At 70.5% G+C, this 20,673-nt stretch carries 19 protein-coding genes and 1 tRNA gene; 8 read left to right on the top strand and 12 right to left on the bottom strand.

Annotated elements, in window-relative coordinates:
* Window positions 1–178 precede the first annotated feature (178 nt).
* Window positions 179–712: a YbjN domain-containing protein gene (locus ACF1BH_RS27825; protein ID WP_391646814.1), complete on the bottom strand. Its 534-nt coding sequence runs from the start codon at window positions 710–712 to the stop codon at window positions 179–181.
* An 86-nt stretch (window positions 713–798) separates the two neighbouring features.
* A complete protein-coding gene (gene clpB / locus ACF1BH_RS27820) occupies window positions 799–3,426 on the bottom strand; it encodes an ATP-dependent chaperone ClpB (RefSeq protein WP_391646946.1) in 2,628 nt (875 codons plus the stop codon).
* 339 nt (window positions 3,427–3,765) lie between these two features.
* Between clpB and ACF1BH_RS27815 the strand changes: the two genes are divergently transcribed.
* From ACF1BH_RS27815 to ACF1BH_RS27805, 3 genes are all read left to right on the top strand, one after another.
* Complete coding sequence (locus tag ACF1BH_RS27815) at window positions 3,766–4,338, top strand: Uma2 family endonuclease (RefSeq protein ID WP_391646944.1); 573 nt, start codon at window positions 3,766–3,768, stop codon at window positions 4,336–4,338.
* A 74-nt stretch (window positions 4,339–4,412) separates the two neighbouring features.
* Complete coding sequence (locus ACF1BH_RS27810) at window positions 4,413–4,817, top strand: TIGR03618 family F420-dependent PPOX class oxidoreductase (RefSeq protein WP_391646812.1); 405 nt, start codon at window positions 4,413–4,415, stop codon at window positions 4,815–4,817.
* 100 nt (window positions 4,818–4,917) lie between these two features.
* Window positions 4,918–5,322: a hypothetical protein gene (locus ACF1BH_RS27805; RefSeq protein WP_391646810.1), complete on the top strand. Its 405-nt coding sequence runs from the start codon at window positions 4,918–4,920 to the stop codon at window positions 5,320–5,322.
* Between the two features lie 89 nt (window positions 5,323–5,411).
* On the opposite strand, the gene ACF1BH_RS27800 is transcribed toward ACF1BH_RS27805, so the two are convergent.
* Genes ACF1BH_RS27800 through dnaK form a run of 4 tightly spaced genes read right to left on the bottom strand, consistent with a single transcriptional unit; the run spans window position 5,412 to window position 9,599 of the window.
* Window positions 5,412–5,861: a heat shock protein transcriptional repressor HspR gene (locus tag ACF1BH_RS27800; protein WP_030284401.1), complete on the bottom strand. Its 450-nt coding sequence runs from the start codon at window positions 5,859–5,861 to the stop codon at window positions 5,412–5,414.
* Window position 5,862: 1 nt separating this feature from the next.
* Entirely contained in the window at window positions 5,863–7,041 is a 1,179-nt protein-coding gene (gene dnaJ, locus ACF1BH_RS27795; protein ID WP_391646807.1) for a molecular chaperone DnaJ, read from the bottom strand.
* 45 nt (window positions 7,042–7,086) lie between these two features.
* A complete protein-coding gene (gene grpE, locus ACF1BH_RS27790) occupies window positions 7,087–7,749 on the bottom strand; it encodes a nucleotide exchange factor GrpE (protein ID WP_030284404.1) in 663 nt (220 codons plus the stop codon).
* Window positions 7,746–9,599, bottom strand: coding sequence for a molecular chaperone DnaK (dnaK, locus tag ACF1BH_RS27785; protein ID WP_391646803.1), 1,854 nt, complete (start codon window positions 9,597–9,599; stop codon window positions 7,746–7,748). The genes grpE and dnaK overlap by 4 nt, the downstream gene beginning before the upstream one ends.
* Window positions 9,600–9,918: 319 nt before the next feature.
* On the opposite strand from dnaK, the gene ACF1BH_RS27780 reads away from it, so the two are divergent.
* From ACF1BH_RS27780 to ACF1BH_RS27770, 3 genes are all read left to right on the top strand, one after another.
* Entirely contained in the window at window positions 9,919–12,198 is a 2,280-nt protein-coding gene (locus ACF1BH_RS27780; RefSeq protein WP_391646801.1) for a heterodisulfide reductase-related iron-sulfur binding cluster, read from the top strand.
* Window positions 12,199–12,423: 225 nt separating this feature from the next.
* On the top strand, window positions 12,424–12,924 hold the full coding sequence (locus ACF1BH_RS27775; RefSeq protein ID WP_391646799.1) for a GNAT family N-acetyltransferase: 501 nt from the start codon (window positions 12,424–12,426) through the stop codon (window positions 12,922–12,924).
* Window positions 12,925–13,112: 188 nt separating this feature from the next.
* Complete coding sequence (locus ACF1BH_RS27770) at window positions 13,113–14,018, top strand: Yip1 family protein (protein ID WP_391646942.1); 906 nt, start codon at window positions 13,113–13,115, stop codon at window positions 14,016–14,018.
* Window positions 14,019–14,134: 116 nt separating this feature from the next.
* Here the strand turns inward: ACF1BH_RS27770 and ACF1BH_RS27765 are convergent, their stop codons facing one another.
* Both ACF1BH_RS27765 and ACF1BH_RS27760 read right to left on the bottom strand, forming a co-directional pair.
* Entirely contained in the window at window positions 14,135–15,718 is a 1,584-nt protein-coding gene (locus ACF1BH_RS27765; RefSeq protein WP_391646797.1) for a ricin-type beta-trefoil lectin domain protein, read from the bottom strand.
* A gap of 158 nt (window positions 15,719–15,876) precedes the next feature.
* Window positions 15,877–16,056, bottom strand: coding sequence for a hypothetical protein (locus ACF1BH_RS27760; protein ID WP_391646795.1), 180 nt, complete (start codon window positions 16,054–16,056; stop codon window positions 15,877–15,879).
* Between the two features lie 257 nt (window positions 16,057–16,313).
* Between ACF1BH_RS27760 and ACF1BH_RS27755 the strand changes: the two genes are divergently transcribed.
* Window positions 16,314–17,288: a DMT family transporter gene (locus ACF1BH_RS27755; RefSeq protein ID WP_391646793.1), complete on the top strand. Its 975-nt coding sequence runs from the start codon at window positions 16,314–16,316 to the stop codon at window positions 17,286–17,288.
* A 346-nt stretch (window positions 17,289–17,634) separates the two neighbouring features.
* Here ACF1BH_RS27755 and ACF1BH_RS27750 read toward each other — a convergent pair whose 3' ends face one another.
* From ACF1BH_RS27750 to ACF1BH_RS27740, 3 genes are all read right to left on the bottom strand, one after another.
* Window positions 17,635–18,144 carry a phosphoribosyltransferase gene (locus ACF1BH_RS27750; RefSeq protein ID WP_391646791.1) on the bottom strand — a complete coding sequence of 170 codons (510 nt, stop codon included), beginning with the start codon at window positions 18,142–18,144 and terminating at the stop codon, window positions 17,635–17,637.
* A 123-nt stretch (window positions 18,145–18,267) separates the two neighbouring features.
* A complete protein-coding gene (gene dcd / locus ACF1BH_RS27745; RefSeq protein ID WP_391646789.1) occupies window positions 18,268–18,843 on the bottom strand; it encodes a dCTP deaminase in 576 nt (191 codons plus the stop codon).
* Window positions 18,844–19,063: 220 nt separating this feature from the next.
* On the bottom strand, window positions 19,064–19,222 hold the full coding sequence (locus ACF1BH_RS27740) for a hypothetical protein (RefSeq protein ID WP_391646787.1): 159 nt from the start codon (window positions 19,220–19,222) through the stop codon (window positions 19,064–19,066).
* Between the two features lie 288 nt (window positions 19,223–19,510).
* Here ACF1BH_RS27740 and ACF1BH_RS27735 point away from each other — a divergent pair.
* A tRNA-Gly gene (locus tag ACF1BH_RS27735) sits at window positions 19,511–19,584 on the top strand.
* A gap of 178 nt (window positions 19,585–19,762) precedes the next feature.
* Here the strand turns inward: ACF1BH_RS27735 and ACF1BH_RS27730 are convergent.
* Complete coding sequence (locus ACF1BH_RS27730) at window positions 19,763–20,575, bottom strand: urease accessory protein UreD (protein WP_391646785.1); 813 nt, start codon at window positions 20,573–20,575, stop codon at window positions 19,763–19,765.
* Window positions 20,576–20,673 lie beyond the last annotated feature (98 nt).

Here is a 20,673-nt window from a genome sequence, read left to right as displayed (position 1 = left end):
ACCGGCGAGTTGGAGATCCGGTTCCCGCCATGGTGAGACGGTCGTACCGGAACGGGCAGGCGCTCCCATACGGCGGGAAAAGCAGGCAATCGTTGTCTACGGAACAGCCTGCCGGACAGGCCGCGGGCCCCCGGAACGGAAGCGTTCCGGGGGCCCGCGGCGGGTGTCGGACGGAGGGTCAGCCCTCGTCGTCCGGCTTGTCGTCGCCGGAGTCGTCGATCTCGGACTCCAGGCCGAGCTGCTCGACGATCCACTTGTCGAACTCGATGGACGCGCGGACCCAGCTGACCGTGCTCGACACGAAGTGTTCGAGCGCGACGCCGGTGCCGACCAGCATCGACGCCTCACCGATCAGCCGGACGGTGCCGTCGTCATGGGTGTGGGTGTACGCCTTGGGCCACAGGGTGCGGCGGTTCCAGTCGTCGATGGCCTCCAGCAGCTTGGCCTTGTCGTCCAGGCCGTGCGGGCGGTCGTAGAAGGTGCGGACGGAGAAGATCTGCTGCTCCTCCTCGCCGCGGAACATGAAGTACGTACGGAACTGCTCCCACGGGGCGGCGAGGTCGCCTTCCTCGTCGACGACGTACTTCAGCTCCATCTGGTCGAGGAGCTGCTTGACCAGATCCTGGTCGGGCACGACGGGACCCTCGGGCCCGGTCGGCTGCGGTTCGGGCTGGCCCCCGAAATTCGGAATCGAGGAGGGGTCGATGCTCACCGTGGAATTCCCTTCGTATGGTCTGCGCCATCCTCCACCATGCCCGCCCCGTCCTGGCAACCCCGGACGGGGCGGAGCGTGGCGCGTCAGGCGGAGGCGGATGTCACGGCCAGGTGGTCGCCGTCCACGTCGACGCGGACGGTGTCGCCGTCCAGCACGTCGCCCGCCAGGATCGCGCGCGCCAGCTGATCACCGATGGCGGTCTGCACCAGGCGGCGCAGCGGCCGGGCGCCGTACGAGAGGTCCGGCGCCGGGGCGTCCGCCACCGGCTCCTGACCGAGCCAGGCGAGCCAGGTCAGGGCCGCGTCGCTGACGTCGAGGGTCAGCCGGCGGTCGCCGAGGCGCTTCTGGAGGTGGTCGATCTGGATCTCCGCGATCCGCTGGAGCTGGTCGGTGCCGAGCGGGTGGAAGACGACGAGGTCGTCGAGGCGGTTGAGGAATTCCGGCCGGAACGACGCCCGGACGGTCTCCAGCACCTTCTCCTTCTTCTGCTCCTCCTTCAGCAGCGGGTCCATGAGGAAGTTCGAGCCGAGGTTGGAGGTGAGGATGAGGATGGTGTTCCGGAAATCGACGGTGCGGCCCTGGCCGTCGGTGAGGCGGCCGTCGTCGAGGACCTGGAGCAGCACGTCGAAGACCTCGTGGTGGGCCTTCTCCACCTCGTCCAGCAGCACCACGCTGTACGGCCGGCGGCGGACCGCCTCGGTCAGCTGGCCGCCCTCCTCGTAGCCGACGTAGCCGGGAGGCGCGCCGACGAGGCGGGCCACGGAGTGCTTCTCGCCGTACTCCGACATGTCGATGCGGACCATCGCCCGCTCGTCGTCGAAGAGGAAGTCGGCGAGCGCCTTCGCCAGCTCGGTCTTGCCGACGCCGGTGGGACCGAGGAAGAGGAACGAGCCGGTGGGCCGGTCCGGGTCGGCGATCCCGGCGCGGGTGCGGCGCACCGCGTCGGAGACCGCGCGCACCGCCTCGCCCTGGCCGATCAGCCGCTTGCCCAGCTCCTCCTCCATGCGCAGCAGCTTCTGCGTCTCGCCTTCGAGGAGACGACCGGCGGGGATACCGGTCCAGGAGCCGACGACGTCGGCGATGTCGTCCGGGCCGACCTCCTCCTTCACCATCGACTCGGCGGACGCCTCCTGCTCCGCCTCGGCGGCAGCTGCCGCCTCCAGCTCCTGCTCCAGCTTGGGGATCTCGCCGTAGAGCAGCTTGGAGGCGGTGTCGAAGTCGCCGTCGCGCTGCGCGCGCTCGGCCTGTCCGCGCAGGTCGTCGAGGCGTTCCTTCAGCTCACCGACGCGGTTGAGGCCCTGCTTCTCCTTCTCCCAGCGGGCGGTCAGCCCTCGCAGCTCCTCCTCCTTGTCGGCGAGGTCGCGGCGGAGCTTCTCCAGCCGGGCGACGGAACCGGCGTCGGTCTCGTTCTTGAGCGCCAGCTCCTCCATCTTCAGCCGGTCCACGGAGCGCTGGAGCTCGTCGATCTCGACGGGCGAGGAGTCGATCTCCATCCGCAGCCGGGACGCGGCCTCGTCGACGAGGTCGATGGCCTTGTCGGGCAGGAAGCGGGAGGTGATGTAGCGGTCGGAGAGGGTGGCGGCGGCGACCAGCGCGGAGTCGGCGATGGCGACCTTGTGGTGCGCCTCGTAGCGCCCCTTGAGCCCGCGCAGGATCGCGACGGTGTCCTCGACGGTCGGCTCGGCGACCAGCACCTGCTGGAAACGGCGCTCCAGCGCCGGGTCCTTCTCGATCCGCTCGCGGTACTCGTCGAGCGTGGTCGCGCCGACCATCCGCAGCTCACCGCGGGCCAGCATCGGCTTGAGCATGTTGCCGGCGTCCATCGAGGAGTCGCCGCCGGCGCCCGCGCCGACGACGGTGTGCAGCTCGTCGATGAAGGTGATGATCTGGCCGTCGCTGGACTTGATCTCCGCGAGGACGGTCTTCAGCCGCTCCTCGAACTCACCGCGGTACTTCGCGCCCGCGACCATCGCGCCGAGGTCGAGCGCGACCAGCCGCTTGTTCCGCAGCGACTCGGGCACATCGCCCTTGACGATGCGCTGCGCCAGCCCCTCGACCACGGCGGTCTTGCCGACGCCGGGCTCGCCGATCAGCACCGGGTTGTTCTTCGTCCGGCGGGAGAGGACCTGCACCACCCGGCGGATCTCGTGGTCCCGGCCGATGACCGGGTCGAGCTTGCCCTCACGCGCCGCCGCGGTGAAGTCCGTACCGAACTTCTCCAGCGCCTTGTACGTGCCCTCCGGGTCCGCGTTGGTGACCCGGCGCTCACCCCGCGACTCCTCGAACGCGGCCAGCAGCCTCTTGGCGGACGCGCCCTGCTCGTCGAGGAGCGCACCGGTGGCACCGCCCTTGGCCGCGATGCCGATGAGCAGATGCTCGGTGGAGACATAGGCGTCGCCCAGCTCCTTGGCGCGGTGGGCGGCGTCCGCGAGGACGGCCAGCAGCTCACGGTCGGGCTGCGGCGGCGCGACCGTCGAGCCCTGCACGCTGGGCAGCGCGGCGAGCCGCCGCTCGGCGCCGCCGCGCAGCACCGCGGCGTCCGCGCCGGCGGCGGCCAGCAGATCGGTGATGTTGGCGTTGCTCTCGGCCGGTGCGGCCAGCAGTGCGAGCAGCAGATGGGCGGACGTCAGGTCCGCGTGCCCGGCGGTGATCGCCCGCTCGTTGGCGGCGCTCAGCGCCTCCCGGCTCTTGTTGGTCAGCTCGGCGTCCACGGTCGCGGGGTCCTCCTCGTGCTCGGCGTTCTCGTCCTGTACTGCCGGTCCGCCCAACGACGGGCGTACAGAGCGCGTACGACGCTTCTGCCCTGCATGCTCGGGTCGGCGTTCAGTAAGTTGAGTCTACGACACTCAAGAGTGAAGTTGAGCGGGGTTGACTCAAGATTGCGGAAAGGGCACCCGCTGACGCAGAGCCTGCCGCGCCGCGGCGGCATCCGGGTTCCCCGCGACGCGCCGTGCCACACCTACGGGTGAACGCTCTGGCATATGCCAGAGACATCGACCACGGGGTGGCGACACTGGCCTCGAACGCAATGGAGGTGCAGCATGACGGCTATGGCATACGAGCCGACGGCGACCGACCAGCAGACCCTCCTGGACTTCTTCCTCGGCATGGACACCCCCCATGGGTTCCGCGCCGAGTTCATCGAAGGGGAGATTGTTGTGTCACCGCCGACCGACGGGGATCACGAGGACTACCTGAGCACGCTGGCCCGGCAGCTCTTCCGGTCCTCGGCGACCGAGATGGACGTGTCGGGGAACAAGGGCCTGGTCCTTCCGAGCGGAGGGCGGTCCACCAAGAATCACGTCATCCCGGACGCCACGGTCGCGCCGCGCCGCCTGCGCCGTTTCCGGGGCGCCGAGCCCTGGATGGCGCCCGACGGCATCGCCCTCGTCATCGAAGTGACCAGCAGCAAGGCAGCTCAGGACCGCATCGCCAAACGCCACTGCTACGCCCGCGCCGCCCTCCCCCTCTACCTCCTCGTCGACCGCGAGACCTCCACGGTCACGCTGTTCAGCGACCCCCGGGACGACGACTACCGCGAATCCCACTCCCTCCCCTTCGGCAAACCGCTGCCGCTCCCCGCCCCCTTCGCCTTCACCCTGGAGACCGGCGACTTCCTCTGAGGCGGGCGCACGGGGCCCGGCCCCGCGCCGTACGCGGAACGGGCGCCCCGTCACCCGTTCCGTACGCTTCCCCCATGGCTCACGATCTCGCCGCCCTCAGCCCCGCCTACCTCGCCTTCTGGGGTGAGCACCTCATGTCGACGCTGACCACGCCGCGGCGCGACGGCTCCCCGCACGTGGTGCCGGTCGGCGTGACGTACGACGCGGAGCAGCGGATCGCGCGGGTCATCACCCGCGGCGGCTCCACCAAGGCGCGCAATGTGCGGGCCGCGGGGCCGGACGGGGCGCGGGTCGCGGTCTGCCAGGTCGCGGGGCGGCGGTGGGCGACGCTGGAGGGGATCGCCCGGGTGCGGACGGACGCGGCGGCGGTCGCGGAGGCCGAGCGGCGGTACGCCGAGCGGTACGGCCGGACGCCGACGCCCAACCCGGAGCGGGTGGCGATCGAGATCAGCGTGGACCGGGCGCTCGGCCGGGCCTGAGCGGGCACCACACGGCTTGCGCGGCGGGTGTACGCGCCGTTACCGCGGACGCCGTACGCCGGTATCGTCGCCCGCACACCGACCCCGCCCGGAGGGCACGATGAACCCGGTCCGCGCCACCGCCCTCGCCTGTCTGATGCCGCTGTCGGAACTGGTCGACGAGCCTTTCCTCGTCGACGACCGCGGTCAGCACGCGATGTGCGCTCGGTGGGCGGCGGCCCGCGGCTACGACCTCACCTGCCGGCTGAGTCTGCACCGGCTGCCCGCCGGGCACCCCACACTCTGGCGCGATGTGGACCGCGGTCTGGTCGACGTCTTCGTGGCCCCGCACCGCCGTGCGCTGGAACACGCCGTGGACGACGCCGACGCCTTCGCCGCCCGCTGCGCCGCCGCCGGGGTCCGCCTGGCCACCGCCGACCTCGACGAACCGGTCTACGACCGCGCCTTGACCTCGGGCGTCCACCGCCGCCTGTCGATGCCGACGGCGGGGTACAGCGGACGCTGAACGGGCCCCGGCCGGCCCCGGGCGCCCGGACATGCGAAAGGGCCGGGTCACCCCGGCCCTCTCCGCTGCTCACCACCGCGCTCCGGCGGTCACTCGCCCCGCTTGGGGCGCCACACCACCAGTGCGCTGGTCTGCTGCACGTCCTGATACGGCACCAGATCGCGGCGGTAGGACGCGTGCACCGCGGCCTCCCGCTGCTGCATGGCGCTGGCCGCGCCCTCCAGGGCGCCCTGGAGTTCGGCGACGCGCTGCTGGAGGGCGGTGACCTGGTTCTCCAGCTCGATGATGCGCTTGATGCCGGCGAGGTTGATGCCCTCGTCCTGGGACAGCTGCTGCACCGTGCGGAGCAGTTCGATGTCCCGGGCGGAGTACCGGCGGCCCCGCCCGGCCGTACGGTCGGGCGAGACCAGGCCGAGCCGGTCGTACTGACGGAGGGTCTGCGGATGCAGGCCGGAGAGCTGAGCCGCGACGGAGATGACGTATACCGGCGAATCTTCGGTCAGTTCGTACGGATTCCGACGGTGACCCCGGCTGTCCATCTCATGCTCCCTTCGCGGCCTGGAACAGCTCCGCCCGCGGATCCTGATCCGCGGTCGCCTCGCGATAGGACTCCAGCGACTCCTTCGCCTTGTCGCCGAGGTCCTTGGGAACGATCACCTCGACGGTGACCAGCAGGTCACCCCGGGTGCCGTCCTTGCGCACCGAGCCCTTGCCCCGCGCCCGCATGGTGCGGCCGTTGGGCGTGCCCGGCGCGATCTTGAGCGTGACGGGCGGACCGCCCAGCGTCGGCACCCGCACCTCGCCGCCGAGCGCCGCCTCCGGGAAGGTGACCGGCACCGTGACGGTGAGGTTGTCGCCCTTGCGGCCGAAGACCGGGTGCGGCTGGACGTGCACCACGACGTAGAGATCGCCCGCCGGACCGCCGTGCTCGCCGGGCGTGCCCTTGCCGCGCAGCCGGATGCGCTGCCCGTCGGAGACGCCCGCCGGGATGCGGACCTGCATCGTCCGGGCGCTGGTGGCCCGGCCGCTGCCCTTGCAGACGTCGCAGGGGTTCTCCGCGATCAGGCCGCGGCCCTTGCAGTCGGCGCACGGATCGGTGAGCGAGAAGCCGCCGCCCGCGCCCCGGCTGACCTGGCCGGTGCCCACACAGGTCGGGCAGACCCGCGGGGTGCCGTTCTTGTCGCCGGTGCCCGAGCACGCCTTGCACGGCTCCTTGCTGGACATCCGCAGCGGGACCGTGGCCCCGTCCACCGCCTCGGTGAAGCTCAGCGTCACCTCGGACTCGATGTCCTGCCCCCGCCGCGGCTGGGTACGGGTGCCCGCCCCGCCGCCGCGGTTGAACAGGCCGCCGAAGACGTCCCCGAGGCCCCCGCCGAAGCCGCCGCCACTCCCCTGGTGACCCGGCGTGCCCCCGAAGAGGTCGCCGAGGTCGAAGTTGAAGTTGCCGCCGCCCCCGCCGGGACCGGGACGGAAGCCACCGTTGCCGAAGAGCGCCCGCGCCTCGTCGTACTCCTTGCGGCGCTTGGGGTCGCCGAGGATGTCGTTCGCCTCGGAGATCTCCTTGAAGCGCGCCTCGGCGCCGGCGTCACCGGTGTTGGCGTCCGGGTGGTTCTCCCGGGCGAGCTTGCGGTACGCCTTCTTGATCTCGGCGTCGGTGGCGTCCTTCGGGACGCCGAGGACCTTGTAGTAGTCCTTCTCGACGAAGTCCTTCGTGCTCATCCCCGACGTCCCTCCTTCCGCGTCTTCTTCTCTGCCGTCCGCACGTCAGCCCTCGTCCGGGCCACCGTTTTCCTCGTCCGAAGCCTTGGCACCGTCCTCGGATGCGGACTTACCGCCCTGGGCGCCCGGCTGCGGCTCGGCGACGGCGACCCGCGCGGGGCGGATCGTTCGCTCACCGATGCGATACCCGGGCTGCAGGATGGCCACGCACGTGGTCTCCGTGACGTCCGGCGCGTACGAGTGCATCAGGGCTTCGTGGATCGTCGGGTCGAAGGGCTCGCCCTCCTTGCCGAACTGCTGCAGGCCCAGCTTGGCGACCACGGTCTCCAGCGATTCGGCCACCGACTTGAAGCCGCCGACCAGCTCGCCGTGATCGCGGGCGCGGCCCACGTCGTCCAGGACCGGGAGCAGCTCGGACAGGAGGTTCGCCGCGGCGATCTCCTTGACCGCGACGCGGTCCCGCTCCACCCGGCGCCGGTAGTTCTGGTACTCGGCCTGGAGCCGCTGGAGGTCCGCGGTGCGCTCGGTGAGCGCGGAGCGGGCCTGGTCCAGCTGCGCGGTGAGCGCGACGTCCTGTGCGCTCTGCTTGTCGTCCCCGGCCGGGGCCGAGCCCGCCTTGTCGGCGGACTCGGCTCGTGCCGCGTCGTCAGCTGCGGACTCGGCGGAGACGTCGGGCTTCTCGTCGAAGCCCGGGGTCTCCTCCGTCACGCCGCACCATCCTTCTTGGGCTTCTCGTCATCGACGATCTCGGCGTCCACGACGTCGTCCTCGGCCTTGGCCTGGCCCGCACCGGCGCCCGCGGCACCGGCGTCGGCGCCCGCGGCCTGGGCGTCGGCGTACATGGCCTGGCCCAGCTTCTGCGAGACGGCGGCTACCTTCTCGGTGGCGGTGCGGATCTCGGCGGAGTCCTCGCCCTTGAGCTTCTCCTTCAGCTCACCGACGGCGGTCTCGACCTCGGTCTTCACCTCGGCGGGAACCTTGTCCTCGTTGTCCTTGAGGAACTTCTCCGTCTGGTAGACGAGCTGCTCGCCCTGGTTGCGGGACTCGGCGGCCTCGCGGCGCTTCGCGTCCTCGTCCGCGTACTGCTCCGCCTCCTGGCGCATGCGGTCGACCTCGTCCTTCGGCAGCGAGGAGCCGCCGGTGACGGTCATCTTCTGCTCCTTGCCCGTGCCCAGGTCCTTGGCGGTCACGTGCATGATGCCGTTGGCGTCGATGTCGAAGGAGACCTCGATCTGCGGGACGCCACGCGGGGCCGGCGGCAGACCCGTCAGCTCGAACATCCCGAGCTTCTTGTTGTACGCCGCGATCTCGCGCTCGCCCTGGTAGACCTGGATCTGCACGGACGGCTGGTTGTCCTCGGCCGTCGTGAAGATCTCGGAGCGCTTCGTCGGAATCGTGGTGTTCCGCTCGATGAGCTTGGTCATGATGCCGCCCTTGGTCTCGATACCGAGGGACAGCGGGGTGACGTCGAGGAGCAGGACATCCTTGACCTCGCCCTTGAGGACACCGGCCTGGAGGGTCGCGCCCATGGCGACGACCTCGTCCGGGTTGACGCCCTTGTTGGCCTCCTTGCCGCCGGTCAGCTCCTTGACGAGCTCGGCGACGGCCGGCATACGGGTCGAACCGCCGACCAGGACCACGTGGTCGATCTCGGACAGCGAGATGCCGGCGTCCTTGATGACGTTGTGGAACGGGGTCTTGCAGCGGTCGAGGAGGTCCGCGGTCAGCTGCTGGAACTGCGAGCGCGTGAGCTTCTCGTCCAGGTGCAGCGGGCCCTCGGCGGAGGCGGTGATGTAGGGAAGGTTGATCGTCGTCTCGGTGGAGGACGACAGCTCGATCTTCGCCTTCTCGGCGGCCTCGCGCAGCCGCTGGAGCGCCATCTTGTCCTTGGACAGGTCGACGCCGTGGCCGTTCTGGAACTGCTTGACCAGGTGGTCGACGACGCGCTGGTCCCAGTCGTCACCACCGAGGTGGTTGTCACCGTTGGTGGCCTTCACCTCGACGACGCCGTCGCCGATCTCCAGCAGCGAGACGTCGAAGGTGCCGCCACCGAGGTCGAAGACCAGAATGGTCTGGTCGTCCTTCTCCAGGCCGTAGGCGAGCGCGGCCGCGGTGGGCTCGTTGACGATGCGCAGGACGTTCAGACCCGCGATCTCACCGGCCTCCTTGGTGGCCTGGCGCTCGGAGTCGTTGAAGTAGGCCGGGACGGTGATGACCGCGTCCACGACCTTCTCGCCCAGGTACGCCTCGGCGTCACGCTTGAGCTTCTGCAGGATGAAGGCGCTCATCTGCTGCGAGTTGAAGCCCTTGCCGTCGATGTCGACCTTCCAGTCGGTGCCCATGTGGCGCTTGACCGACCGGATGGTCCTGTCGACGTTGGTGACCGCCTGGCGCTTCGCGACCTCGCCGACCAGCACCTCGCCGTTCTTGGCGAAGGCGACGACGGACGGCGTGGTCCTGGCGCCCTCGGCGTTGGTGATGACGGTGGGCTCACCGCCTTCGAGAACACTGACGACGGAGTTCGTCGTGCCCAGGTCGATGCCGACCGCACGTGCCATGTCGATTCCTCCAGCTGACTTGAGTGGAACGGACTCAAGCATGCATGAGCCCGGAAAACCTGTCAACAGAGTTGAGTCGTGACCGCTCAAGTTTTATACCGGCCTTATCCTCAGCGGCGCGATCAAGGGGGCAACCCGGAGGCGCGGCCGCCACCCGGCAGGCGCTCGCCGCCCTCGCGCGGGGGCGCCCGCGCGACGCAGATCACCGGCCGGGCGGCTTCATGGGGCCCCGGATACTGGGTAACCTCAGCGCAGACCCGAAAAGTTACTGCTTAGTAGTCGCAGTAGTCCCCGCTCTCGCAGGCCCGAGGAGCCATCCATGCAACTCGCCGCGATCATCGTGTCGCTGGTCCTAATCGCGGTCGGCGTCGCGCTGTTCGGCCGTGCCATCGCACAGATCTACCGCTTCGTACGGCTCGGCCAGAACGTCCCCGCCGGTTCCCGGACCGACGACCCGAAGCAGCGCACCGTCACCGTGGTCAAGGAGTTCCTCGGCCACACCCGCATGAACCGCTGGGGCGTCGTCGGCGTCGCGCACTGGTTCGTGGCGGTGGGCTTCTTCTCGCTGCTGCTGACGATCGTCAACGCCATCGGCCAGCTCTTCAAGGCGGACTGGATCCTGCCGGTCATCGGCGACTGGGCCCCGTACAACATCTTCGTCGAGTTCATCGGCACGATGACGGTGCTCGGCATCCTCGTGCTGATCGCGATCCGCCAGCTGAGCAAGCCGGGCAAGCCGGGCCGCAAGTCCCGCTTCGCCGGCTCCAACTTCGGCCAGGCGTACTTCGTCGAGGCCGTCATCCTCATCGTCGGCGTCTGCATCTTCATGCTGCACGCGCTGGAGGGCGCCCAGCACCACGTCGACGGCTACGAGGCGTCGTTCTTCCTCTCGTACCCGGTCGTCAACTGGCTGGAGGGGATGGACGTCGCCACGCTCCAGAACCTCACCTACTTCTTCGCCGGGCTGAAGATCGCGACCTCCTTCATCTGGATGATCACCGTCGCGCTCAAGACCGACATGGGCGTCGCCTGGCACCGCTTCCTCGCCTTCCCCAACATCTGGTTCAAGCGCGAGGCGGACGGCGACGTCGCGCTCGGCGCGCTCCAGCCGATGACGTCCGAGGGCAAGGAGATCGACTTCGAGGACCCGGGCGAGGACGACCAGTTCGGCGTCTCGCAGATCGAGCACTTCTCCTGGAAGGGCATTCTCGACTTCTCCACCTGCACCGAGTGCGGCCGCTGCCAGTCGCAGTGCCCCGCGTGGAACACCGGTAAGCCGCTCTCCCCGAAGCTGCTGATCATGGCGCTGCGCGACCATGCGCACGCCAAGGCGCCGTACCTGCTCGCGGGGGGCGGCAAGGACGCCGAGGGCGAGGAGAAGGCGACCGCCGAGCAGCTGGCGGACGTCCCGGCGGCGGCGCTGGCCGAGGCCGAGCGCCCGCTGATCGGCACCCTCGAAGAGGGCGGCGTGATCGACCCGGACGTCCTGTGGTCCTGCACCACCTGCGGCGCCTGCGTCGAGCAGTGCCCGGTCGACATCGAGCACATCGACCACATCGTCGACATGCGCCGCTACCAGGTCATGATCGAGTCCAGCTTCCCCAGCGAGGCGGGCACGATGCTGAAGAACCTGGAGAAGAAGGGCAACCCCTGGGGGCTGGCCAAGAAGCAGCGGCTGGCTTGGACAAAGGAGCTGGCAGCGGACGCAGGCTTCGAGGTCCCGGTCGTCGGCAAGGACGTCGAGGACCTCACCGAGGTCGACTACCTCTACTGGGTCGGCTGCGCCGGCGCCCTGGAGGACCGCGCGAAGAAGACCACCAAGGCCTTCGCCGAGCTGCTGCACATCGCGGGCGTGAACTTCGCGATCATGGGCGGCGACGAGAAGTGCACCGGTGACTCCCCGCGCCGCCTGGGCAACGAGTTCCTCTTCCAGCAGCTCGGCGCGGAGAACGTCGCCACGCTGAACGCCGCCTTCGGTGAGGATGACGAGGACGAGTCGACCAGGAAGCCGAAGTCCTCGAAGAAGATCGTCGCGACCTGCCCGCACTGCTTCAACACGATCGCCAACGAGTACCCGCAGCTCGGCGGCGAGTACGAGGTCATCCACCACACGCAGCTGCTCCAGCACCTCGTGGACGAGGGCAAGCTGGTGCCGGTCACGCCCGTCGAGGGCCTGATCACGTACCACGACCCCTGCTACCTCGGCCGGCACAACAAGGTCTACACACCGCCGCGCGAGATCATCGCCAAGGTGCCGGGTCTGCGGAACGAGGAGATGCACCGCCACAAGGAGCGCGGCTTCTGCTGCGGCGCCGGCGGCGCCCGCATGTGGATGGAGGAGCGCATCGGCAAGCGGATCAACAACGAGCGGGTCGACGAGGCGCTGTCCCTCAACCCCGACATCGTCTCGACCGCCTGCCCGTTCTGCCTCGTCATGCTGACCGACTCGGTCAACGGCAAGAAGAACGACGGCAAGGCGAAGGAGTCGATCCAGGTCGTGGACGTGGCCCAGCTGCTGCTGGACTCCGTCAAGACGCCGATCGACCCCGCCGACGACGCCCCGGCGGAGGACGCGCCGGAGCCGGAACCGGCGAAATGATCCCGTCACCTGTGGCCCCCTGAGGGCCGCGTCCCACGGCAACGGCCGGTCCGCATCGACCTCACCTCGATGCGGACCGGCCGTCGGCGTTGGGGGCGAGGCCGGAAGCCGGGGCCGGGCCGGGGCCGGGGCCCGGGAGCGCCGCGTCCGGGCCCCGGCCCAGGCGTCTTCCGCCCCCGGAAAAACCACGCGACGTCCGCCCCGTCGTCCGGCACGATGGCGGCCATGACCTCTGCCCCGGCACCCGACGCGCGCCCCGGCGCCGCCACCCCGGACGACGACGTCCGCATCCGCCGCGCCACCGCGGCGGACGCTCCCGCCATCGCCCACGTCCACCGCGAGTCCCGGCGGGCCACCATGCCCTACCTCCCGCCGCAGCGACACGACCTCGACGGCGTCATCACCTGGGTCCGCGACCATCTGCTGCCCGGCTGCACCACCTGGGTGGCCGAACGCGGCACGGAGATCATCGGCTACGCCGCCGTCCGCGACGACGAGCTCGAAGACCTCTACCTCCACCCGGACGAGCTGCGCCGCGGCCTGGGCACCCGGCTCCTCGAAACGGCGCTGGCCCACCGCCCGGACGGCCTCACCCTGCATGTCTTCGAGGCCAACACCGGCGCCCGCGCCTTCTACGCGCGCCACGGCTTCACCGCCGTCGCCAGCGGCTCCGACAACATGGAGGGCCTGCCCGAGCTGACCCTCCACCGGGGCCCGGCCCGCTGACGCGGGCCTCCCGCCGGGACCTCTCCCCTCGGGGCATCCCCTAGGGGTCATGGCCGGTTTGCGCAGGTAGGCGTGTCCGGTTCCCCCTAGGGGATGTCACAGCTCGGCAGCAAAGGTCCTCCGCCGTCCCCGGGCCACCACGGGGACGCCGCGGAGCAGGTACGTTCGAGGGCGTGGCTGGATTCAGGATGGGTCGCGGACAAGATCCCCGCGCCGCGCAGGACAGGCAGCAGCAGGGGCAGCAGGCGCCGTACGGGCAGGGCCCCTACGGGCAGCAGCCCCCGCCCCCGCACGCCCAGTGGCAGCAGCCGCAGCCCGGGCAGTACGGCGGGCCGGGTGCCACACAGCCGGACCGCTCCGGCGAGCCCGAGTACTTCGGCGACGGCGGCTACCAGCAGCCGTACACCCCGTACTCCCAAGCCGACGCCCCCGGACACACCCAGCAGTTCAGCCTCGGCGAGGCGGACGCGTACGGGCAGCAGCCCTACGGTGACGTCGGGCAGTACGGCGACGCCGGCGTCTACCAGGCCGGGCAGAACACCGCACCGTCCGGCCCCCGGCTGCACTGGAAGCAGCTGCTGCCCGGCATCGTGATGCGGCCGGTCGCGACGTTCTGGCAGATGCGCGACCACCAGGTCTGGGCGCCCGCACTGATCGTCTCGTTCCTCTACGGGCTGCTCGCGGTCTTCGGCTTCGACAAGGCGCGCGAGGACGTCCTCAACGCCACGCTGGGGCAGAGCATCCCGTGGGTGCTGATCACCGCCGTGATGTTCGTCATCGGCGGTCTGATCCTCGGCGCGGTCACCCACACCCTCGCCCGCCAGCTCGGCGGCGACGGCGCCTGGGCGCCCACCATCGGCCTGTCGATGCTGATCACGGCCATCACCGACGCGCCCCGGCTGCTGTTCGCGATGTTCCTCGGCGGCGACAGCCCGCTGGTGACCGTCCTGGGCTGGCTGACCTGGCTGGCCTCCGGCTTCCTGCTGACGCAGATGGTCAGCAAGTCCCACGACCTGCCGTGGCCCAAGGCCCTGGGCGCCTCCGCGATCCAGCTGGTCGCCCTGCTCACGCTGGTCAAGCTCGGCACACTCTGACCGTACGGCGGCCCGGGCCCGTTTCACGTGAAACAGGCGCCGGGGCCGGTACGGACCGAAGGGCCCCGCCACCGGACTTCCTCCGGAGGCGGGGCCCTTCGCCGTGACCGGTGTGCTCAGCCGCGGGTGAACTTCTGCGCCGCCGAGCCGTCGCAGCTCTCCAGCCGCAGCGGGTCCTTCGCCGCCCGCAGCGTCAGGCAGAGCGAGGCGGCCGCCGCCGGGCGGTAGGTGCCGCCGCTCTCGGTGAAGCGCTGGTTCTCCGCCCCGGAGCAGTTCCACACCACCAGCGCGGCGCCCGCCTCGTAGCGGCCGCCGGGCACATCGAGGCAGCGGTCATGGGTCAGCTCGGTGTGCAGCGACCGCTCGCCGGAGTCGTACCACCAGCCCTGGTTGCGCTGTCCGAGACAGTCCCAGCCGCCGACCGCGGTGCCGTTGGCGGAGGCGCCGCCGGTGAGATCCGCGCAGGTCCCGGTGGCGGCGTTGCGCAGCGGGCGGAACGCGTCGTCCCAGGCGCCCGGGTAGAGCCGCGGCTTCCCGGTGCTCGCCGGGTCGGCGCAGGACGCCTCGCGCAGCCCGCTGTCGTAGAACTGCGTCAGGCAGGAGGCGAAGGCGGCGTGCCCCCTCGTGTTCGGGTGGAAGGACTGCCGCACCGAGTTGGCGTCCGGCGGGAACGGGTTGGCGACGTCCACGTAGAGCCCGCGCGCCCAGGTGTCCTCCGTGCAGACCTCGTGGCCGTGGAAGAGCCGCGAGGTGTCGAGGTACTCCGCGCCCGAGGCGTTCGCCGCCTTCCGCACCCCCCGCTCGAACGCCGGGACCGCGGTGTTCCGCCCCCACGCCGAGTCGGAGGTGTAGCCGGTGCAGCCGCCCGGGAGCTTGCCGGGGAAGTTCGGGTTGTCGGTCATGTCCGGCCCGATCGGGCTCGGGTACGACATGAGCACGAGGCGGTAGTCGCCGTCCGCGTACCCGGCCCCGCGCATCACGGTCCGCAGGTCACCGACGGTCCGCTCGACCTTCGGCACCAGCCCGTCGACCCGTGCCTGCCAGCCCGGCTGGTACTTCGGCTCGCAGGTGCCCTGGAGCGTGAGCCACCGTGTCACACAGTCCGTCATCACCGGCCCGAACTGCAGGTCGTCGTTGGCGCCGACCATCATCACGATCATCTTGACCCGGGTGTTCCGCGCCGCCGCGGCCAGACTGTCGCTCTGCACCTCCTCGTCCGGGTACTGCTTGTCCCCGCCGATCACGATGTTCTGGCTGTACGCCCCCGAGCAGGCCACGTTGTACGTGATGTCCGCCGGGACGCCGGTGCGGTGGATCGCCGAGTCCGGCGAGCGGTGGCACCAGTTGTCCGGCCCGTTGGTGCCCGGCTCGTACGTGCCGACGCCCTCGCCGGATATCTCGCTGTCGCCCAGCGAGATCAGCGAGGTCTTCCGCTCGTCGAACGGCCGCACCGCCGGGTCGCCGTAGAGCCGGGTGGCCTCCCGCGCGCGGGCCGCCTCCACCCGGGGCGCCAAGGGCGCCGTAGCAGTGGCGGCGGCCCCGGGTCGCGCCGCCGGTTCCGCCGCCGCGGGTGCCGCGACCGCCGCGCCCGTCCCGCCCCCGGTGCCCAGCACCACGGCGAGGGCGGCGACGGCGGCCACCGGCCACCGTCTGCTCCGCCGCCCCGGTCCCGCCCGCCGCACGGTTCTCACACGTGCCATGAGGTCTCCCCTCCGGTCCGCTGTTACCGCCGGTTTCTACTCGGCGGGACGGAACGGCGGAACGCCCGGAGCGGTATTGGCCGAAACCCGGTGCGCGGGAACGCCGAAGGGGCCGCGGCACGGTGCCACGGCCCCTTCCGGTTCGGTTCGTCCGCCCGTCAGGCGTCCAGCACCTGGTTGTCCCGGCGGACCACCGGCGGCTGCACGGACCAGGTGAAGAACAACTGCACGTTGAGGCCCCCGAGGTGATCCAGCTCCGGGTACTGCAACTCCGGCGTCGGGGAGATCGCGTTTGGCCACCGCGTCAGCACCACACCGCATTCACCGCGCTCCGCCATGTCCCGCACCCGCAGCCACCCGGAACTCTCAGCTCCTATCGCTACTGCGGCTCACCAGCTGAGACTGCATCACATCCTGTAGGGCCTGCGGTGCCTCCCCGTTGCTGGGTAGCGTGAACAGATGCACCTGTTTTTGACTCCTCCGCCGCCCGCCGTTTAGGCGGGCAGTCATTGCCCAGCCACCTCGGGGTTGCCGGGGTGGCTGTGTGGGTTGCCCACAGAGACATCGTGAAGGCAATCAATCGAGGAGACCTCAGTTGCAGTCCTCTTCTGCCCTGCCGGTCCGGCAGGGCGTGCTCTACATCGCGGTCGCGGCCACCGCGTGGGGCACTGGCGGTGCCGTTGCCGCCGAGCTGTACGACGTCGGCGGCATCGGCCCCGTTTCCATTTCCTTCTGGCGCTTCTTGACCGGCCTCGGGCTGCTTCTGGCAGCTCACCTGATCCGGCGGCTCCGGCGCCCGGAGAGGGCCCTCTCGCTGCGTGCAACATTCGCTGCGGACAAGCGGCGGGGCCTGATCACAGGCATCGGACTGGCGGTGTACCAGACCGCCTACTTCGCTTCCGTGCAGCAGGCAGGGTTGACCGTAGCCACGGTAGTTACCCTCGGCTCGGGACCTGTGCTGGTCACCGTCGGAGCCCGGATCATGCTGGGCGAACACACCGGCCTCGCCGGAGCTGCCGCCGTGGGCAGTGGCATTGCCGGCCTGGTGCTGCTGATGGGTGGCGCCGACGGGAGCATCGGCCCGGATCCTTTCCTGGGCATCGGATATGCGCTGCTCTCTGCCGTCGGCTACGCCGGCGTGACCCTGCTGGGGCGCGCTGCCCGCCGCAAGAACAGCGGTGGCACGTTCGAGGAAACGGCGATCGGCTTCGCGGTGGGCACCGTCTGTCTCCTGCCGATGGCTCTACTGGAGGGCCTGCTGCCCGACATGGAGCGTGTGGCATGGGCCTTGGGGCTTCTCGTCTACCTGGGGGCGGTGCCGACGGCCCTGGCGTACGCGTTGTTCTTCACCGGCCTCGGTGCCGTACGAGCGGCAACGGCCTCTGTGGTCGCCCTGGTCGAACCGCTCACCGCGGCGGTCATCGGCATCGTGGTCTTCGGTGAACGGTTGAACGTGATCGTTCTTACCGGCATCGCACTTCTGCTGTTCGCCGTGCTTTTCCTGGCAGCGAGTAGGGACGCTGGCCGAGCAGTTCCCCGAGAGACACCCGCCCCGGAGAACGGCCACTAAGCACCGGCCGCCAGCACCCGCCCCAGGCGGCGTGAGCCCTCTGCACGTGCCACACCCGTGCCAGACAGCGCGGCCACACGCGGCCATGAGCGGTCAGCACCGGACCAACGGCGCTGGGAAAAGGAAGCGGCCCCTGACCGGGAAACCCCAGGTCAGGGGCCGTACACCTGCGAAGGCTGTGGGATTTGAACCCACGGTGAGGGGTTACCTCACGACAGTTTTCAAGATCGCATCGACGTACGATGGGAAATTAAGTGGAGGCGGCCTTCGTCGCGCACATGGCCGGAGCTCGCCAGGCGCCGCTTAGCCGCACGAAAACCACTCGAACGTGCAGGCCAGAAGCGCTTTACAGAGCTTCGCGCGACGGGGTGATCGGCTCCCCCGTCTTACGTACTACGGGCAACACGGACCACGGGAAGTTGATCCAGTCGTCGGTCCGCTTCCAGACGTACTCGCACTTCACCAGCGAGTGCGACTTCTCGTAGATCACCGCGCTGCGGACCTCCGCGACGGTGTCCTTGCAGAAGTCGTGCACCAGCTTGAGCGTCTTGCCGGTGTCGGCGACATCGTCGGCGATCAGCACCTTCTTGTCGCTGAAGTCGATGGCGTTCGGCACCGGCGCCAGCATCACCGGCATCTCCAGCGTGGTGCCCACACCGGTGTAGAACTCCACGTTCACCAAGTGGATGTTCTTGCAGTCCAGCGCGTACGCCAGACCACCGGCGACGAAGACCCCGCCGCGGGCGATCGACAGCACGATGTCGGGCTCGAAGCCGTCGTCGGCGATCGTCTGCGCCAGCTCGCGGATCGCCCCGCCGAACCGCTCGTACGTCAGGTTTTCCCGTACGTCACTCACGTATCTCTCTCAGACCTTCTCTGTCCTACGCCCTGTGCGCGCCACGCGCCGGGGCGCAAGCCCCGCCTTCCGCACGCCGTACGCCACCCCCGCCGGCGCACGCGCGCTCCGGCGGGCGTGCCTTCACACCTGAGTACGGTGGAAATTCTTGAAGGACCGCGAGGGGGTCGGCCCCCGCTGGCCCTGGTAACGGGAGCCGTACCGCTCCGACCCGTAGGGGTGCTCGGCCGCCGAGGTCAGGCGGAACATGCACAGCTGCCCGATCTTCATCCCCGGCCAGAGCTTGATCGGCAGCGTCGCCACATTGCTCAGCTCCAGGGTCACGTGCCCGCTGAACCCCGGGTCGATGAACCCGGCCGTCGAGTGCGTCAGCAGCCCCAGCCGTCCCAGCGAGCTCTTGCCCTCGAGCCGGGAGGCCACGTCGTCCGGCAGCGTGATGACCTCGTACGTCGAGGCCAGCACGAACTCGCCGGGGTGCAGGATGAACGCCTCGTCCCCCTCCGGCACGACCTCACGCGTCAGGTCGACCTGCTCCACGGCGGGGTCGATGTGCGGGTAGCGGTGATTCTCGAACACCCGGAAGTAGCGGTCGAGACGGACGTCAATGCTGGACGGCTGCACCATCGACTCGTCGTAGGGGTCGATGCGCACCCGGCCGGCGTCGATCTCGGCCCGGATGTCCTTGTCTGAGAGAAGCACGGGGACGAGGATACGCGCCCGCCCGCCCGGACCCCACCCGTGACGGGGTGGGCGTGACCTGCGCAACTCAAGGGCCCCGACGCCTGCCGGTACGGCGACGGCCCGCGGCCGGGCACCGGATACGAGGACGGCCCGGCCCCACCGGGACCGGGCCGTCACCCGTCACTCCTGCTTCCGTCGGTTCCGGCCCGCCGCGGCACCTGCCGGGCGGACCTCCGGGCTACCGCTTCGCGTACTCCACCGGCACGGCGTTGCGCAGCCGCGCACAGCGCGGGCACCGCAGCAGCCGCCCGGGACCCAGCCGGTCGGTGGTCTGCATCGGGAACGAAGCGGTGCTGAACACGTGCCCCTCGGCACAACGGACGACGGTGCGCTCCATCAAGTCCTCTCCCAACTGCGTGGACAACGAAAGCCACATTAGGGGATCAACTGGGCGCCTTCTCCAGCGGCACTCCGCCACCCGAAAGCCCCCGCCGAGGACCGTGCATCCACCCCGCACACCACCCGGGGAACCACCCCACCGTACGCCCCAACTCCCGCACCCCACAGCCGCTTCACACGAGGGGGGCCACCCCTTCCGCGCCACCCGGCGGAGTACCCGGCACGCGCCGGTTACACCATGGGGTACAGTGTCCGCAGTTATCTCGCCGCAGAGTCCGGCGATTTCGCGGGTGTAGTTTAATGGTAGAACATGAGCTTCCCAAGCTCAGAGCGCGGGTTCGATTCCCGTCACCCGCTCCATAGCGAAGGCCCAGGTCAGCGACCTGGGCCTTGTTCGTTGTCCGGTCCCCTTTCCGAGCCGTGTGGCCTTCGCGCGCCGTGCCCCAACGCGCCGGTGCGCACACCGACTTGGGTACGCGAAGGCCACCCCGGCCGGCCGAGGGGCCCGCCATCGCGAATCGCGGGACGCGGACCGGGCTCAACGGGGCACGGCGGCCCACACGGTGTCGAGAAGATGGCGCAGGCGCAGGCCGTCCGGGGCGACGGCGGTGGCCAGGGCGGCGGGGCCGGCCAGCGGGGCCAGGACCGCATGGCCGTCGCCGGGGGCGTCGCCGAAGAGCTGAACGGGCGGCGGGGCGTTCTCGAAGGCCGGATCGACGACGAGGAGTTGCCCGGTCGCGCGGTGGCCGGCGAGGACGGCCGGGCCGTCCCAGCCGGGTGCGCCGGGACCGTACTCGGCCTCCTGGGCGAGCAGGGTGCGTCCCGCGCGCCGGACGGTGAGCCGGGTGGTCAGGTGGCCGGACGGCTCACCGGTACGCCCGAGGATCTGCTCCTCGCGCAGGACGAGCCGGGCGGTGGGGGCGAGGTCGACGGTCCAGCTCTGGCGCAGATTGCTGCCGGCGGCGCAGATCAGGGGCTTGGGCAGCCAGCGGAGTGTGGCGCGGTCCGCGACGGTCAGGTGGACGTCGTAGGTGGCGGGTGCGGAGGTGGCGCCGCGCAGTGCGAGGGTCGCGGCGGCGGAGGTGAGGTGGAGCGCCGTGTCCTGCTGCGCGGCGGCCTCGATGCGGAGCCGGTCGCCGCCGAGCGGGGCGGTCATGGCGCCGATGACGCACACCCGCGCCTCGGTGCCCCGGGCGCGCAGGCGCCGCAGCTCGAAGGGCCCGTCGCCGTCGAGGACGGGCAGGGTGGTGACGCCGCCGCGGTCGGCCGCCGTGATGCGGGCGGTGGCGTGGACGCCGGCCACCGGGCCCGGCCGGACTTCCGGGGCGTTCCTCTCGTCCGTGAGTGTCATGCGGCGGCGCTCGTGGTCCAGTCGGCGAGGCGGTCGCGGACCCAGGCGGCGACGGGGGTGACGCCGCCCTCGGACTTGACGTTGGTGAACACCACGGG

Source organism: Streptomyces sp. NPDC014733 (assembly GCF_043083385.1).
Classification (GTDB): Bacteria; Actinomycetota; Actinomycetes; order Streptomycetales; family Streptomycetaceae; genus Streptomyces.
This window is presented reverse-complemented; position numbering and strand designations above follow the sequence as displayed.